At 48.9% G+C, this 15,853-nt stretch carries 19 protein-coding genes; 18 read left to right on the top strand and 1 reads right to left on the bottom strand.

Features of this window, described 5'->3' with window-relative positions:
- The first annotated feature begins 80 nt into the window (after positions 1-80).
- The 18 genes from MN202_RS15850 (at position 81) to MN202_RS15765 (ending at position 15,272) form a co-directional block, all read left to right on the top strand.
- Positions 81-461: a type IV pilin protein gene (locus MN202_RS15850; protein WP_335737114.1), complete on the top strand. Its 381-nt coding sequence runs from the start codon at positions 81-83 to the stop codon at positions 459-461.
- A complete protein-coding gene (locus MN202_RS15845) occupies positions 461-901 on the top strand; it encodes a GspH/FimT family pseudopilin (protein WP_335737113.1) in 441 nt (146 codons plus the stop codon). Before MN202_RS15850 ends, MN202_RS15845 begins: the two co-directional genes overlap by 1 nt.
- Positions 894-1,424, top strand: a complete 531-nt coding sequence (locus tag MN202_RS15840; RefSeq protein WP_335737112.1) for a prepilin-type N-terminal cleavage/methylation domain-containing protein — start codon at positions 894-896, stop codon at positions 1,422-1,424. Before MN202_RS15845 ends, MN202_RS15840 begins: the two co-directional genes overlap by 8 nt.
- On the top strand, positions 1,424-1,960 hold the full coding sequence (locus MN202_RS15835) for a prepilin-type N-terminal cleavage/methylation domain-containing protein (protein WP_335737183.1): 537 nt from the start codon (positions 1,424-1,426) through the stop codon (positions 1,958-1,960). The genes MN202_RS15840 and MN202_RS15835 overlap by 1 nt, the downstream gene beginning before the upstream one ends.
- 9 nt (positions 1,961-1,969) lie before the next feature.
- Entirely contained in the window at positions 1,970-3,865 is a 1,896-nt protein-coding gene (locus tag MN202_RS15830) for a DUF7305 domain-containing protein (RefSeq protein WP_335737111.1), read from the top strand.
- A 132-nt stretch (positions 3,866-3,997) separates the two neighbouring features.
- Complete coding sequence (locus MN202_RS15825; protein ID WP_335737110.1) at positions 3,998-5,032, top strand: sensor histidine kinase; 1,035 nt, start codon at positions 3,998-4,000, stop codon at positions 5,030-5,032.
- On the top strand, positions 5,032-5,736 hold the full coding sequence (locus tag MN202_RS15820; protein WP_335737109.1) for a LytR/AlgR family response regulator transcription factor: 705 nt from the start codon (positions 5,032-5,034) through the stop codon (positions 5,734-5,736). The genes MN202_RS15825 and MN202_RS15820 overlap by 1 nt, the downstream gene beginning before the upstream one ends.
- Positions 5,737-5,857: 121 nt before the next feature.
- A complete protein-coding gene (locus MN202_RS15815) occupies positions 5,858-6,475 on the top strand; it encodes a GspH/FimT family pseudopilin (RefSeq protein ID WP_335737108.1) in 618 nt (205 codons plus the stop codon).
- Complete coding sequence (pilV, locus tag MN202_RS15810) at positions 6,448-6,870, top strand: type IV pilus modification protein PilV (RefSeq protein ID WP_335737107.1); 423 nt, start codon at positions 6,448-6,450, stop codon at positions 6,868-6,870. Before MN202_RS15815 ends, pilV (MN202_RS15810) begins: the two co-directional genes overlap by 28 nt.
- On the top strand, positions 6,867-7,787 hold the full coding sequence (locus MN202_RS15805) for a PilW family protein (protein ID WP_335737106.1): 921 nt from the start codon (positions 6,867-6,869) through the stop codon (positions 7,785-7,787). Before pilV (MN202_RS15810) ends, MN202_RS15805 begins: the two co-directional genes overlap by 4 nt.
- Before the next feature lie 7 nt (positions 7,788-7,794).
- A complete protein-coding gene (locus tag MN202_RS15800) occupies positions 7,795-8,307 on the top strand; it encodes a pilus assembly PilX family protein (protein ID WP_335737105.1) in 513 nt (170 codons plus the stop codon).
- Positions 8,308-8,324: 17 nt separating this feature from the next.
- On the top strand, positions 8,325-11,480 hold the full coding sequence (locus tag MN202_RS15795) for a pilus assembly protein (RefSeq protein ID WP_335737104.1): 3,156 nt from the start codon (positions 8,325-8,327) through the stop codon (positions 11,478-11,480).
- On the top strand, positions 11,477-11,902 hold the full coding sequence (locus MN202_RS15790; protein ID WP_335737103.1) for a type IV pilin protein: 426 nt from the start codon (positions 11,477-11,479) through the stop codon (positions 11,900-11,902). Before MN202_RS15795 ends, MN202_RS15790 begins: the two co-directional genes overlap by 4 nt.
- 66 nt (positions 11,903-11,968) lie before the next feature.
- Positions 11,969-12,457: a type IV pilus modification protein PilV gene (pilV, locus tag MN202_RS15785; RefSeq protein WP_335737102.1), complete on the top strand. Its 489-nt coding sequence runs from the start codon at positions 11,969-11,971 to the stop codon at positions 12,455-12,457.
- A gap of 3 nt (positions 12,458-12,460) precedes the next feature.
- Entirely contained in the window at positions 12,461-13,411 is a 951-nt protein-coding gene (locus MN202_RS15780; protein ID WP_335737101.1) for a PilW family protein, read from the top strand.
- 8 nt (positions 13,412-13,419) lie between these two features.
- Positions 13,420-13,779: a hypothetical protein gene (locus MN202_RS15775; RefSeq protein WP_335737100.1), complete on the top strand. Its 360-nt coding sequence runs from the start codon at positions 13,420-13,422 to the stop codon at positions 13,777-13,779.
- 4 nt (positions 13,780-13,783) lie between these two features.
- Positions 13,784-14,860, top strand: a complete 1,077-nt coding sequence (locus MN202_RS15770; protein WP_335737099.1) for a hypothetical protein — start codon at positions 13,784-13,786, stop codon at positions 14,858-14,860.
- Positions 14,847-15,272 carry a type IV pilin protein gene (locus MN202_RS15765; protein ID WP_335737098.1) on the top strand — a complete coding sequence of 142 codons (426 nt, stop codon included), beginning with the start codon at positions 14,847-14,849 and terminating at the stop codon, positions 15,270-15,272. Before MN202_RS15770 ends, MN202_RS15765 begins: the two co-directional genes overlap by 14 nt.
- Here the strand turns inward: MN202_RS15765 and MN202_RS15760 are convergent.
- Positions 15,269-15,778, bottom strand: a complete 510-nt coding sequence (locus tag MN202_RS15760; protein ID WP_335737097.1) for a GspH/FimT family pseudopilin — start codon at positions 15,776-15,778, stop codon at positions 15,269-15,271. The genes MN202_RS15765 and MN202_RS15760 overlap by 4 nt on opposite strands.
- Between the last annotated feature and the right edge of the window lie 75 nt (positions 15,779-15,853).

The following is a 15,853-nucleotide window of genomic DNA, read 5'->3' as shown; positions in this document are numbered from 1 at the left end:
TTGAAGTGTTGCCGTGGCGGCAATTTTTTTAAAATTGCATTGACAGCGTTGTCATGTTGCATGGATGTTGCGGGGTTGCAGTGAAGACAGTACAGGGTGTTACGCTGATAGAGTTAATGGTGGTGGTGGCGATTATCGGTATTTTGTCTGCCATCGTTTATCCGTCTTATCAACAATATGTACAACAGGGCCGGCGCTTAGACGGACAACGGGTGTTGTTGGATCAGGCAGTTATACTAGAACGGGCTTATGCCCGCAGCGGGCGCTACCCGGAAGCGCATGCTGTACCGGCGCACAGTTTTTATCAGTTTAGCTATGTTGTGGCGAATGCTGGTAGCGGTTTTACCTTAACGGCACAACCTAAGTCGCCGCATAGCGACGCAGAATGTGGCACGTTAAGCATCAATGCACAGGGTGTGCGCGGCTCTGCTGGCGGCGCCAGTTGCTGGAGAGAAGCATAATGCGCCGGCAGGCAGGGTTAACCCTGTTAGAGCTGATGGTGGTAGTGGTAATAATAGCCATTGCCGCCAGTATAGCCGCACCGTCTTTTAGCCGTATGATCCAGCACGAACGCCATGCCAGGGTAGTGAATCAACTGCAGGCGCTGTACAAATATGCCCGTAGTGAAGCCACCAAACGTGAGCAGGTGATCCGACTTGCCACCAATAATGGTCAGTTACAGGTGTTATTGGATGCACAGGTGTTGCGCCAACTGGCGTTACCGCCGGAATCCAGCAGCATTAGCGTAGACGGTCTGGCAGCGCTGGATATTTTGCCGTTTGGGGCTGTGTCGTCTGCGCTGGCAATATCGGTAACTGACGGGCGCAATCTGGTGCCGAAACGCCATTTGTGTGTCTGGCTAAGCGGCCAACTGGTAGTACAGGAGGCGGCCTGTGCATAAGCGGTTTAATCCAAAATCAACAGCTGGCGCAGCGGGTTTTAGTTTGGTAGAAGTGCTGATTGCCATGTTGTTAGCTGCGCTATGTTTACTAGGTCTGGTGCTTAGCCAGGTGAAAGCGCTGCAGTATGCCAGCAGCAGTTTAGCCTATACTGTGGCTACAGTGCAGGTACAAAATGCAGTAGAGCGGGCCTGGCCTTCTTTATGTGCGCTACAGCGCGCCGAGCTCAGTTACGACGCTACGTTACAACAGCAGTGGTTGCCTTTAGCCGGTCGTGATCCTCAAGGTTTTGTTGTCAGCCTGCCGACGCCGGCTGCTTTTGATTTTAGCGCGACACCCTACAGCTACAGCACGCCGTTACCGGGTGCAATTCCGCTGCCGCCACCGGGCTCTGCTACACCGGCATTACCAAATAGCTTTCTGATCCAGGTTAGTTGGAACGACGCCCGCTTCAATGATAACCAGGCCAATACGCTGGATATTGATACCAGCTTTCCCTGGTTACGCAACGGTGGGGCCTGTTGATGCTTAAACATGGCTTTACACTGGTTGAACTGATGGTAGCGCTGGCGTTGTCATCGTTATTGGTACTTGGGGTGGGTTCCGCCTTTATCAGTATCAAACAAACCGCCGGCCAAATAAAACAACTGGAAACAGCGCAAGAGGTGATCCGCAGCTCGCAAATAGTGCTGTCGCGCAGCCTGAAACAAGCCGCCAGTGCGTTGGTGGTGGATGCTGAGCTGCTGGTAACACATAACGCGGCTACCGGCTCCGTGACAGATTGCCTGGGACAAACCCAAACCGCGGCTTTTACCGAGCGTTTTCGCTGGCAGGGCGAGTTGTTGCAGTGTCAGGTTGCCGCTGGTGACTGGGTAACCTTGCTTAGTGGTATTAGCGCAGCGCAGTTTAACGTGGCAGATCAACTGATCAGCGTCCGGCTGGCCAGCCCGGGCCTGGCGGATAATTTTCCGGCAGCAGATTTGACCGGTGATGGTCAGCTGGAACGTTTTATTCAATTGGATTTCGCCTTGAAAAGCCAGATTCTGGCAGATAATACCTAGGAGCTGCAGATGCCGGGATGCTGTAATCAGAAAGGAATTTCGTCAGTAGTGGTGCTATTGCTGACGTTTGCTGCCAGTTTGCTGGTGTTTACCGTGCTGCAGGATAGTGTGGCGCAGGAACGGATGAGCGGCAATTTTCAGAAGCGGCTCAATGCTGAGTATCAGGCCGACAGAGCCAGCTACGATAGTTTCCATCGTATGAACGATGCGTTGTGGCGCAACCCGGCAGCAACCGACGCAGAGTTATTGGCCGCAGCCAGCCGCCAGCAAACAGATACCGGCGGTGGACGTGGCTTGCAAGCGGTTGGCACGGCAATAGATGCCGCAAATATATCAATTTTGGCGCGTGGGCAGCGATACGCCGATAGCAAATACAGTAATCAGGCATTATTACGCAAACATTTAGCTGCTGCGCCGGCGCTGGCGTCCCCTTTTAGCCATGGTATTACCGGCTGTGATGGTGTGTTGTTAAATGGTAGTGGCCTGATAGACAGCTATGACTCAGCGGACGGCGCCTATAACCGCCCCGGCGCCAGTAATAATGCCACTGTGCGTACTTTACGCAGTACTGCCGATATTAGCCTTACCGGCAATTCGCCTATTTTTGGCGACGTTTTATCAACCAACAATATAGTGATCAGTGGCTCTTCTGCCATCAGTGGCAAAGTGCATAGCAATGGCAGTATTACCCTAAGCGGTGGCAGTGAAATAGGTGGGGGTATTTTGGCCGGTGCCGCCTATAACCAATCCAGTGGCAAGGTATTGGCCAATATTCACGCCAATGGCAATGTAAGGATCACGCAGGGCATTGTTGGCGGCCATATCCGCACCAGGGGGCATTATTATCATGAAGGCCTGAGCGTGCCGGGCGAAGTGCGCGCTAATGGCAATATTGAAATGAAGCAAGGCCAGGTGGCCGGTGGCATTCGCAGTGCTGGCAATGTCAGCCTGACCAGCTGGAGCAGCAATATGTTTAGTGGCGGGGTACATGCAAGTGGCAATATAAACCTGACCACTTCAGTTAACAGCCCGATCACGGCTGACGATCTGCGTTATGGTGGCACAGCTACGGTGCCGAATGTCGTGGCGCACTACCGCACGGCACCTTACTATCAAACGCCAGCGCCTTTTATCAGCAGTGTAGATGTTGTTGCCGAAGTACCGATAGAAAATACCACAGTGCCGCCGGAAGATGAGGCTTATGTCAGCTGTGATCCGCTGAACATTGCTGAGCACAGCAGTCGCCTGGCAGAGCAGGCCACGCAGTTGCCGGACCTGTCGCTGACGACCCTGCCGGAAGTTTATACACTGACACCACTGCAGGGACAATATAAAACCTTGGGCAGTGGCCGCAGCCAGCTTAGCTTAACACCACAAAATCTGGCTTTTTTAAACCGGCAACAGGCGGTTTATAGCCTGCAGAGTCTGACGATAGGCGGTAATTTTTATATCAGCGGTGGCAATGTGACCTTGTTCGTTGCCGGTGATGTAACCCTGTCGGGTGACAGCCGGTTAACTATCGCTGAGGGGAGTTCATTAACCTTAGTGGTACGCGGTAAATTCAGCGTTAGAGCCTCTGCCAGAGTGATAACACCGGTAACAGGTGTTGGCGCTGACGGAGTGCCGGTGTTTTCGGTCTATTCAGATTATAGCGGTGCTGATGGCATAACCCTGTCTGGCGCATCCGATCTGTATGCGGCTATTTATGCCCCGTTAACCGATGTCAAAGTGCAGGGCAGCGGCCAGTTGTTTGGCTCTGTGCTGGCGAAGACGGTTGCTGCTACCGGTGCCGGCGGTATTCATTATGATGAAGCACTGGGTCGGGCCAAAGTGGGCAATGGTAATAATGGCAGCTCTGCGGTCAGACGTATCAGTTTTATTGGCTGGTCTGCATCGCAGAGCTAAACTTCGGACAGGATAAAGTACAGCCGGCATTATTAGCTGATCCGCAGTACCGGCACCTCAGTGCGCCACTATTAACTTTGTTAAGCCAGTCGGTGTATTATGCTGTTTATGCCAACTTTTGTGGATAAGCAGATGTACCTGCAATGGGCTTTGCCTGCGTTACAACTACCGTATTTATGCCATGGCCGCTTTTTGTTGCGCTGTGCTGTGCTGGCACAGGCGGTAGCGGTGGTACTGGCATTTGCGCCCGGTACACACCACGAACTGTGGCTTAGGCTGGGTTTAATCAGTTTATTCGTGCACTGGGTGGCATTGTTAACGACCTTGCTGTTTTGCCTGCTGCGCAACAGGTTAAATCGCTTATCTCCACTGAATATATTACTAAGTTGTAGTGGTATTTTTTTGCTGCTAACGATGCTGGTAAGTTTTTTGGCGCATAGCGGTTTTGCCAGCGGCCATGCTATGTTTAGCCAAAGCCTGCTTAGTTTTACCCTGGGTAATCTGATGGTGGCGTTAATTGTCGCCATTATCGCTATGCAGTTTTTTATTATGCACAGCGAGCGCAGTATTCAGCTGCAAGCGCAAAGCAAAGCTGAACTTACTGCCTTGCAAGCCCGTATTCAGCCACACTTTTTATTTAATAGCCTTAATACTGCCGCCGAATTAATTCATGTCGCACCTGCTGCTGCTGAGCAGGCACTGCTGGATCTGTCCGCACTGTTTCGTGCCGCATTGCATGCCGGTGAAATGGTCACACTGCAAGACGAGCTCACACTGGCAAAACAGTATTTGTCGCTGGAGCAATGGCGTCTGGGTAAGCGCATGCAGGTGCAGTGGCAACAACCTGATAATCTGGCTGCACTGAATGTGCCGGCATTAACTGTGCAGCCACTGCTGGAAAACGCCGTGCGCCATGGCATAGAAAGCTGCGCGCAAACGGCTACCCTGCAGGTGGATATTTTGCAAAGCAGCCAGTCAGTTACTATCGTTATTGTTAATCCGTTCAATTTAAAACCCTCAGGCCGCGCCAGCAACGGCATAGCGCTGGATAATATTCGTCAGCGTTTGCAGTTGCACTATGGTAGTGCAGCGCAGTTAAGCCAGAGTGTGGTAAATGGGTCATTCCGCGTGAAGCTGGTTATTCCGCTACAGGCTGGAGCGGGCTAATGCGTATACTGATTGTTGATGACGAACCTCTGGCCAGAGCCCGGCTAAAACGCCTGCTGGCGCAGCTACCCGAGCATCAGTGTGTAGCCGAAGCTGAAAATGCCAGCCAGGCTCTGCAGCAAATTAAACAACTGCAGCCTGATTTAGTGCTGCTGGATATTGCTATGCCAGAGCAAGACGGTATCAGCCTGGGCACAGAGATACTGCAACTGGCCGTACCACCGGCAGTTATCTTTGTTACCGCTCACCCGCAACATGCGCTGGATGCCTATCAGGCCAGCCCGGTGGGCTACTTGTTAAAACCGGTTGCTGCCGAAGCCCTGCAAACTGCATTGCAAAAAGCCGGTACGCTAACCCGGGCGCATCTGGAGAAAAAAACTGTTGTCGCCAAGCTTACCTATCTGCAGGCTGGCGTTAAACGCCAACTGGCACTAGACGACATTTTTTACTTTACCGCCGATGACAAGTATGTCCGGATGGTGTTTAAGCAGGGCGAGGCTCTAATCGAGCAAAGCCTGGTGCAACTGCAACAGCAATTTCCGCAACTTTTGGTACGCATTCACCGGCGCACCTTAATCAATAAAGCCTACTTCGCCCGTTTGCTCAGTCAGGATGGCCGCCACTGGGTGCTGCTAAATGGCTGTGATGACAAACTTGAAGTCAGCCGCCGTGAAGTGGCATCACTACGTGACAGCCTGATGTAACTGTCCGGCCTGCCGTTTATCCGGCAATACTACCGTTTGTCCAAAAAGCAGTTTGCCTGGAAAACATTCAGCAGTATGGTTTAGCTATAAAATTCCGCTAAAACTCTGAGTTGATTTTGATATGACTAAAGCTGGATGTAAAAAAGCGCGCTGCGATAAGACGCAAAAAGCCATTGAAACGGGGTTTACTCTGGTAGAGCTAATGGTAACGGTTGCTGTGCTATCTGTCGTCCTAACTGTCGCGGTACCGTCTTTTGCCGCTTTGGTTCAGGGTAACAGGTTGACCGGGCAGGTTAATCAAATTGTTGCTGCGCTAAACTTGGCTAAAGCCGAAGCAGTAAAGCTTAATCGTGCAGTTTTGTTTTGTCACTCTTCTGATGCCACAACATGTTCAGAGCCGGCCAATACAGGCTGGCAAGGCTGGTTAGTTGGAATTGCTCAGCCAAGACCTGCTACTGGTATTGTTGTTGGAAATATTATGGCCGTTGGTGAGTTGCATTCTGATCAAATCATGATACTGGAAGCTGAGAGTATTGCCGATTCGGATGGCGAAATCCGCTTTGTGCCACAAGGTCTGGTCAGAGATCAAGGGAATGTACCGTTAACCTCGGTTTTAAGGGTTTGTTTAAAGTTTAGTGGTGTAATGAATATAAGAGATATAGGTATTAGCTCTGGAGGACAAGTAGATGTTGTGAATTCGACTAATACATTATGCGCAGTGCCGGAGGAGATAATATGAGGGCCATCCGAACGCAAAAGGGAGTGACTTTGCTTGAAGTACTAATATCAGTTTTGGTATTAGCAATCGGCATCTTGGGGGTAGCAGGTTTACAGTCTGTTAGCCTTAGGAGCACCAATACCTCACATGAGAGAGCCATGGCTGTAGTGCTGACGGAAACCTTGTTTGAAGTTATGCGAGTTAATGCTATCGGAGCTCGTCAAGGCAATTTCAACATGGACTGCAACTCAGCTGTCGCAGGTACTGAGGCCTGGTTTGATGACGTTAAAAGTGCGACAGATGGCGAGACGTGCGCAGATGTTGCATGGGACAATGGTGTTTATCGGGTAACCATAGATTGGAGTGATCAGCGTCTCAATGCCAACTCCGTAGTTGTAATGGAGACAAGACCATGACTGTAGTTAATCAGCACAAGGGCTTTACTCTGGTGGAGTTGATGATCGCGCTTGCACTTAGCTTGATTCTGCTGGCTGGTGTTATCGGTGTTTTTATCTCTAACCAGAATACAGCAAGGGCAACAACAGACTTATCTAATCTTCAAAATAGTACACGCTTGGCATTTCAATTACTGTCTCAAGATATTCGAAGTGCGGGCTTTTCCGGCTGCAATAATGCAACACGCGATGTTAGCTTAATTCAAGTGGCAGGTGTAACTCCCGCATGGGCAGATTGGATTGGCGGATTGCAGGGATTTGCTGCTGATGCAAACGGTAATGAATCAATCCGATTAATGTATGGTACAGGCACGAGTAGCTCAGTTGTTACACATGCGCCGCCAGTTTTTACATTGAGTGCTGCACCAGCATTGCAAGCTGGCGACATAGCATTAGTTTGTGACGACACGCTAACGTCTATTTTTCAAGTTTCTGCAGTTGGGGCAACTAATTTAAGTCACGCTGTTGCCGGTACTATGAATTGTTCAGCCGATTTGGGAATCATCGGCGATCCTTTTGTTTGTGCAGCGCCTAGGCCAAAGCTATTCGGCGCAGACTCCATGATATTGCGACTTGAGTCCGTGCGCTGGTTTGTAGGGCCAGGAATTAGAAATAATGCTATACGCTCATTATTTCGCGAAACGGTCATCGGCGGACAAGTGGTTGCTGAGGAAGTTTTGGCAGGTGTGGCGTCATTAACATTTCAATATAGTGGCCAGCCATTTGCGTTAGTGCCGTTTTCTGCAGCGCTAAATATGGGCAACATGGTTGCAGTAAACGTAAATATAGTACTTGACCAGGCTGCGTTTCCTAATATTCAACTGGCTGCTGAGCAAAGAACAATAACGTTTTTGGCTGCCGTCAGAAATAGACTTTGAGGTGTAGATGAAGAGCTCTAAAGCAGAACATGGTGTGGCTCTGATCGTAAGTTTACTGTTATTACTGGCGATTACTATGCTAACCATTTCAAGCATGCAACGTTCGGTCATGCAAGAGCGCATGACGTCAAATCTTTACGAGCGGCAGCTGGCTGTGCAACAGATAGAGTCTGCTTTGCGGGCAGCAGAGTTAGTGCTTGAAGGTTTAAGACCAAACCCTGCAGATTCAGTCGGAGTGCAGGCTGGTTTATATGGCCTGCCAGTGCCAGGTAATATCGACCGTTGGGTTGACAATAATACGGCGTGGGTAAATGCACCTGCTGTTAATCAAGGCATGGCAGCGCAAGCACAATATATTATGGAGTATATGGGAGAGTGGGCATCACCAGCGCGTCCTGATTGCGCCAGATCAACCACTATAGATCCAGATTGCCTATCACCCACTTTTCGCATTACGGCCAGAACAGTGCCGGCGAATGATACGGCGCAAGTTGTAATGCAAACGATTTGGCGTTTATAAAACGCAGGAGAGCTAAAATGTTAAAGGGTAAAAATAGGTTTACAAAATTGACGTATTCTTTAGTCTCAATCTGCTTCGGTTTGATGTCTGGCATGGCGGCTGCTGATTTAGCTATACCCAAGGTGCCTTTACAAACTGGCAGTGATGTTCCTGTTAATTTAATGTTTGTTATTGACGACTCTGGTTCAATGGCTTGGTCCTATATTCCTGATGGTATTAGAAATATTTGTAAAAATAATTCAACTGAATTTCAACGTCGTAGAGGGCGCTCTCCAGATTACAATGAAATGTATTTTAACCCTGCTACAACCTACATAGTGCCACCAAAGGCAGATGGCACAAGCAATAACACCCCCTCGTTTACCAATGCTCCAAAAGATGGCTACAGCTGGACTGGGCATGTTGATTTGAGTAAAGACTTCCGAGCTACCTGGTATTACCAAAATGGAAGTAACGACCAGTATTGTGGCGAAGCTGGAGCTGCTGATTATTATTTATTCGATAAAACCCTGTGCAATGATGTAGAAAGTAATTCTTGTTACCGGCGATATAAAGTTGCAGAGCAGAGTTCAACAATTAAGAAAAATTTTGCAATCTGGTACAGCTATTATCGATCACGTAAAATGGCATCTCTTGCTGGCATAGGTCGTGCTTTTGCAACATTACCAGAAGCTATGCGAGTTGGTTACGGGGCAATTAACAATGACCCTGTTAAGCGTGGGGTGCGAGAGTTTTCTGGCACGGACAGGAGCAGTTTTTTTAGTTGGTTGTATGGCCAACCTGACAGAACCAGCTCAACCCCACTTCGTGGAGCATTAAAGGAAGTTGGTGAGTATTTTAAAAAAGATGAGCCGTATTTAACGATACCGGAAGACGATAAAAGTGGTTTAGTTTCCTGTAGACAAAACTTTTCTATTCTGATGAGTGATGGCGGCTGGAATGAAGAGAACTCGCCGGATGTAGGGAATGCCGATGGTGATGGCTATTCGAACACTTTAGCTGATGTTGCATACAAATACTGGAGTGAAGATCTAAGAACTGGTGAGAGTAGCGGTTTGGTTAATAACGTACCCACTTCTTCATTCGATAATGCTGATTGGCAACACATGGTCACTTATACTGTCGGTTTAGGTGTCGTAGGTTCACTTAAGTATGAGGACGTAAAAGAAGCAAAGCCAGATGCGGCGGTTTGGACAAATCCAGGTTGTGCTACCTGCGCCGCAGACCCTGGAAAAGTTGATGATTTTATTCACGCTGCAGTAAACGGCAAAGGCGGTTTTTTTAGTGCAAAAAGTCCGCAGGAGTTTGCCGATCAGTTAACTAGCACGCTAAGAAACCTGCAACTAAGAACTGCGTCTGCATCTAATCTTGCGTCTACCACAACTACACTACAACAAGACAATAGTGTGTTCCAGGCATCTTTCAATACTAAAAGCTGGACGGGTGACTTGGTTAGCAGAGATGTTAAAGATCTGACTAAAGTACAATGGCGAGCTAACTTCCCTGAATTGTCTAAACGTAAAATTTATACCTCGAGAAATAACGTTTTTGTTGATTTTGACTGGGACAAACTTAATGCCGCTGAGCAAGCTGTGTTAAAAAGTAGAGAAATAGTCGATTACCTGCGTGGAGATCAAACTAAAGAGAAATCGGCGACTAACCCAAGTGGTTTCCGTGAACGGGTGTCTTTACTGGGTGATATTGCACATTCCTCACCAGTGTATGTTGCAGCACCTCAGAATCGTAACTATCAGCGTTACGGTTGGGAAGGTGCCGGTGGATATGCATCGTTTCTGAATAGTATGAAAACCAGAAGCCCTGTTGTTTATGTTGGTGCTAACGACGGTATGTTACATGGTTTTAACGCTGATACCAAAAGCAGTACTGCAGGTCAGGAGATTTTTGCTTATGTGCCGCGTAAATTTGTCTCAGCTGGTTCAACATTGGCAAGCTTTTCATCTACAGATTACGAGCACCAGTTTTTTGTAGACGGCTCACCTGTAGTAAATGATGTTTACATAAATGGTGCCTGGCGCAGTATTTTGATCGGCACTTTAGGTCGTGGTGGAAATAGCATTTTTGCTCTAGACGTTACTAAACCAACTGAAGTAGCGCTGCTGTGGGACTTAACCTTGCCTGAAATTGGCATTGTTACTACCCGACCTACCGTAGCGAGGCTGAACGACGGTAGCTGGTCTGTGCTTTTGCCTTATGGCTATAACAACAGCGCGAATAAGGACGGAATTATCGCAGTTGATATTAAAACGGGCACGGCAACCAAAATTGAAGCACCAGCAGCTGCAAATGGACTCAGTCAGATTGAAGGCTGGGATGCAGATGGTGATGGCAACACCGATTGGTTTTTTAGCGGTGATCTAAATGGTAATGTGTGGAAATTTGATTTGTCTGGCGGCACAGCAGCTTCATGGAAAGTGGCTTACAATGGCAGCCCACTGTTTACGGCAAAAGATAAATCAGATAAACCTCAGCCCATTACAGGCGGCATCACTTTAAGCACGCATCCTAAGACAGCTCAGCTATGGGTATTTTTTGGCACAGGCAAGTTTAATGAAAGCGGTGATAGCATAAACGCTGATACCCAGAGCTGGTATGGTATTACTGATGGCTCAACCATCGGTTCACGTGCGCAGCTTGTTGAAAGAACTATGGCTAATCTGGATTACACTAATCCTGATACCAGTGAGGTTCGGCCAGGCCGCCGTGTACCTGTTGCATCTGAAACTGATTTAAATGGCAAGCGCGGGTGGGTAATGGATTTAATTGACAGTCGTGAACGCATAACTTCTCAACCCAGAATAATAGGTTCAAATTTGGTGATGAATACCATTATTCCTGATTCTGATTTATGTAATCCTCAAGGTGATGGCTGGATAATGGCTGTCGACCCTTATACCGGAGGTCGTTTGGATTATCACTTCTTTGACTTATCCCGGGATAAGAAATTTGAAGCTAAGGACGCTTTGCCTGATGGAACAGCTGCCAGTGGCGTAAAATTTCAAGGTATGCCAGGAGAGCCGGTATTTGATACCAGTAATTCGTCAGGTCCACCTACCATGATTATCAATACAACCAATTTAGCGCTGAATACCGATCCAGTGAATTTGGACATTAAGCGTGGTCGTTTGTCCTGGCGAGAGGTAAGCAACCAATGATGATAAAACATAGAAAACTTGCAGGCTTTACCTTAGTTGAGCTAATGATTGCTGTTGCAATAGTGGGAATATTGGCTGCGGTTGCTTTGCCGTCATATCAAGCCTACGTTCAGCGATCTAATCGAGCCGCTGCGGTAGCCTGCCTTACTGAAATTGCTCAGTTTATGGAAAGGAATTATACGCAAAACATGCGATATAACCCAGTTGGGTTCGTCTTGCCTGCTTTTCAATGCGGTACTGAATTGGCTGCTAGATATCAATTCAGTTCTGTTGCGGCTGATTTAGGGCAGCGAACGTATACGTTGCAGGCTGTTCCGACAACGCTTCAACAAGATAATTGCGGCACACTAACGCTTAATCAGGCGGGTCGAAAAGGAGCTGCCGGTGGTTTTGACGCTACTACGGTTAGAAATTGCTGGTAATTAAATTTGATCTTTTGAAATAATGTTGTAACTTTAAGGTTAATTTAAAACCTTGGGCATATGGATATGCGGTTACAACATGGCTTTACCCTGACGGAGGTACTGGTAACCCTACTGGTACTTAACATAGGTTTACTTGGTGTGTTGGCGGCACAGACACTGGCTTTAAAGCAAGTGCGTGACGCCACTTACCGTACTCAGGCGCTGGCGCTTGGTAATGCGCTGGTGCAGGAAATGCAAAGCAACAGTGCCTTGGCCAATGTTATAGGTTCACGTTTACATCTGCAGTCAGAAATTCCTGCCGCACCCGAGTGTTCTCCTACCCAACCCTGTACTGCTGGCCAGGTAGCTGCAGTGCAACTACAACAATGGTTTGAGTTGTTAAAACCTGAAGCGGGTGCACCGCTGCCAGAGGCTGAATTTTGTTTGCAGCAGTCGGCTGGGGCTGTATCACTTGCTGTTAGCTGGCGCTCTGTTAGCCAGACGCAGCAAGGCCGCGCCCAGGGATGTCAGCCGGGAGCGGGTCGTAGTCACTTTGTCATTGCTGCAGGTTAAGTTATGCGCAAATGTAAAGGGCTCACTTTAACTGAGCTGATGATAGCGCTGCTGCTGGCGACGTTTTTACTCGGTGTTACTTTTACCGCTTTTGGCAGCCTTAGCCGGTCTGTAAGGCAAACCCAGCAATTGGCACAGTTGCAGCAAAATGCCCAGCTAGTGATGAATTTACTGCACAATGAACTGGCAAACGTTGGCTTTTGGGGCGGCCGTTCAGATCTTGACGACATTTTGCAGGCCGCCGCCTTAGCGCCGCCTCTAGCTGATTGCGCTAAGGCAGGACTCGATAGCGGCAGCTTTCCGCAGCCAGGCCAATCTTTTGTAACCTTGTATGCCGAGAAAGTACAGCCGGGCCGGCCGCTGGATTGCGTAAGCCAGCCGATAGCCGGCTCTGAATTACTGCAGGTTAAACGCTTGCTCGGGCAATATGCTGTACCTGCCGCTATGCGGCAAAACCGCTTCTATGTTGAAACCGACTGGCAACATGCCCGCTTTGTTGATAGTGGCAGTGCTGAGCTAAACCCGGCGCTGGATTATTTTCCGTATCAGCATTTGGTGCTCTATCTGCAAACCCAGCAACATGACGATACTGAGGTGCCGGTATTAATGCGTAAACGGCTGGCCAGAAGCAATAGTGGTCAGGCGGTGATCAGCACCGACTCTGTGCTTGATGGCGTTGAACGAATGCATTTTCAGTTTGGGGTGGATGCCGATGGTGACGGCAGTTTGAATTACATGTTACCCACCGAACAAATGACAGCAGAATTGTGGCAAAGAAACGCTGTTGTCAGTCTTCGTTATCATATTTTATTACGCTCAACTCAGCCGGATATCCATTACCGCAATAACCAGACTTATCAATTGGGTGTGCATCGTTTTACCGCACCTGATGATCATTATCGTCGTTTGCTGATAAGCAATAGTGTGTATTTCTCCAACGCAACTTTGAACTGAGGTGGCCAATGACAAGGCAAAGCGGCGCAGTACTGCTAATTTCGTTAATTCTACTAATGGTAATGAGTTTACTGCTGACGGCGATGTTAACGGTGACTCAGCTAAGTCATAAAAGTGCGTTGGCGGCACAACAGCAACTTCAACTTTCGCAGCAGGCATTGCAGCAACATCTGGCTGCGTTGCCTGTTGCCGGCCAGGCCATACCGGTGCAACTGTTAGCGCAATGTCCTGGCGCTTATGCCGGCTGGAGTGAGGGCGTGTTGCAGTGTGCGGTTATTCGTCACGAATCGCAGCAGTTTAGCGCTAATCGTCAGGCTTTTATCGAATATTCCAGCTTATTGCTGCTGCAAAATCTGGCAGAGGAGTGAGTCTATGTCTGGTTGGAGGGCTCTGCTGTTTAGTTTTCTTGGGCTGTGTTTTCCGCTGCAGGCGTGTTTACAGTCAGCCGCTGAGCCGGTTAATACTGTATTGGCTGCAACCATTTTAGGCGCTGAACCACGACAGGTGGTTATTCATAATAATCTCAGCCTGGCGACGCCCACTGCGGCAGGTGTATTAGCTTTGTATAATGCCAATAATCTGCAGTTGCTTGACCAGTTGCAGCAATGGCCCGTGACCGGTGGCCAAATCGGTGCAATTCTGGCCCAGCCAGCGGTTCTGGATAGTAACTATGACGGTATTGCCGATGCTGTGTACCTGATAGATGCCGCTGGCCTGCTGTGGTTTGTTGGGCTGGGCCGCAGTGGTTTTGCTGCAGCTGAACTGATAGCCGATTTTTCTGGGTTGGGGTATAGGTTTGAGCAGCCATTGCAATTGATTAAAACCCGTGCCCCGGCGCCTTCAGGCCAGTTACAGTATCAAATTACCCTGCTGCTAACCGCGTCTGATAGCCAGCAAACCAGTATTGTAATTGCGTTAAAACATCGCCCGCAGCGCGCTGCTGTGGCTGTGTTATCTGATTTAACAGATCGCAGCAGTATAGCCGCAGAAGAGCAACGTCATGGGATAGATGAGCAGCTTTGGATGGCAATGCAGCAATCATCTGGCTGGTACGTCAGATTGCCACGGCAACTTATCAGCAAACCTCAGGTGTATGCTGGTGTCGTCTATCTGTTGTCAGCAAAGGCTGGTACAGCAGACTCAGACTGCACATTGGCTGCAGATGCGTCGCCTTTACTGCATGCTTTGCATCTGCATCATGCCGGGTTGGTGTATACGCAACGTGCCAGGCAGGTAGCACTGCAACAAAGTGGTGAACTGGCACTTGAGCAAAGTGAAAATGGTGGCTTGCAATTGGTATTGCAGCGTGGCGAGTTAACGCAGTCGTTAGAAACGGAGTTGCAGGCTATATCATCCGAGTGCGCAGATTGCACCGAGCCGCTAACGGCAGCACAGTTTCCGCAGTTGATCAGGCTGGCCACTTTTCAGACTGAATATGGCGCACACTAAGATGCAGCTGGCTAAACCGCAACAGGCGTTTACTTTGCTGGAGGTGATGGTAACGGTAGCCATAGTGGCGATTCTGGTGAGCATTTGTTATCCGTCGTATCAGCGCTATGTGCTACACACCTATCGGGCAGAGGCCAGCAGCCAATTATATATGTTGGCGAATGCGCAGGAGCAGTATATTGCTGATTATGGCCGCTACACGGACGATTTCTCGTTGCTGGGCTGGCAAAGCTTGCAGCAGTCTGGCCGTTATCGCTATCAGATTACACTGGAAGCTGAAGCTCAGGGTTATCTGTTAAGTGCGACGGCCATAGGTTTGCAGCAGGCAGATTCGGACTGCGCCGAATTCACGCTTAACCATTTTGGCCAGCGTAACGTGCAAAGCCCGCAATATTTGAGTTGCTGGCACTAGTTTACCGGGCAAGCGGTGGTTTGATGGCTTAAGCGGTTGCGTCCGGCCTGGTTAAGCACCAGGCGAAAATGCCAGTCGCTGCCTGCTTTGCCACAATAATAAAAAGTGCCGTTTTCAAAGCCATTTAAACTACCATCGCGGCGAAAGGTGAGCCGTTCGCGGTTATACAGTAGTTTGTGCTGCTGAGCCGGCGGTGCAATTTCACGTAGTAACTTACTGTCATTGCTGCCAGGGTACAGCAGTGAAAGCTGTAACGGTAGTTGCTGCCAATTGTTCTGACACTGGCCAGCCTGTTGTGGGCATAATTGCACCGGCAAGTTACTGCTGGCCGCAGCAACCCGGGCAAAGGCCAGATGCTGACTAAACTGACGCATATAGGCCTGAGCCCGCTGAAAGTCGATAAAGGCAGCCATAGCCGGTACAGCAATAGTCGCCAGCAAAATGAGAACGGCCAGAGTTACCATGAGTTCCGGCAAACTAAATGCCCGTTGTTTATAAGCCCGCATAGCTATTCCTTGCTTTTTGGATATAGCAATAAGTATGGTTTAATTTTTGTAAATTAAAAGCTGCATTAAAGTTTT

Source organism: Rheinheimera muenzenbergensis, assembly GCF_036984005.1.
In the GTDB taxonomy this organism is placed as follows: domain Bacteria; phylum Pseudomonadota; class Gammaproteobacteria; order Enterobacterales; family Alteromonadaceae; genus Alishewanella; species Alishewanella muenzenbergensis.
The sequence above is the reverse complement of the archived record's forward strand: the minus strand, read 5'-3'. Positions and strand labels throughout refer to the sequence as shown.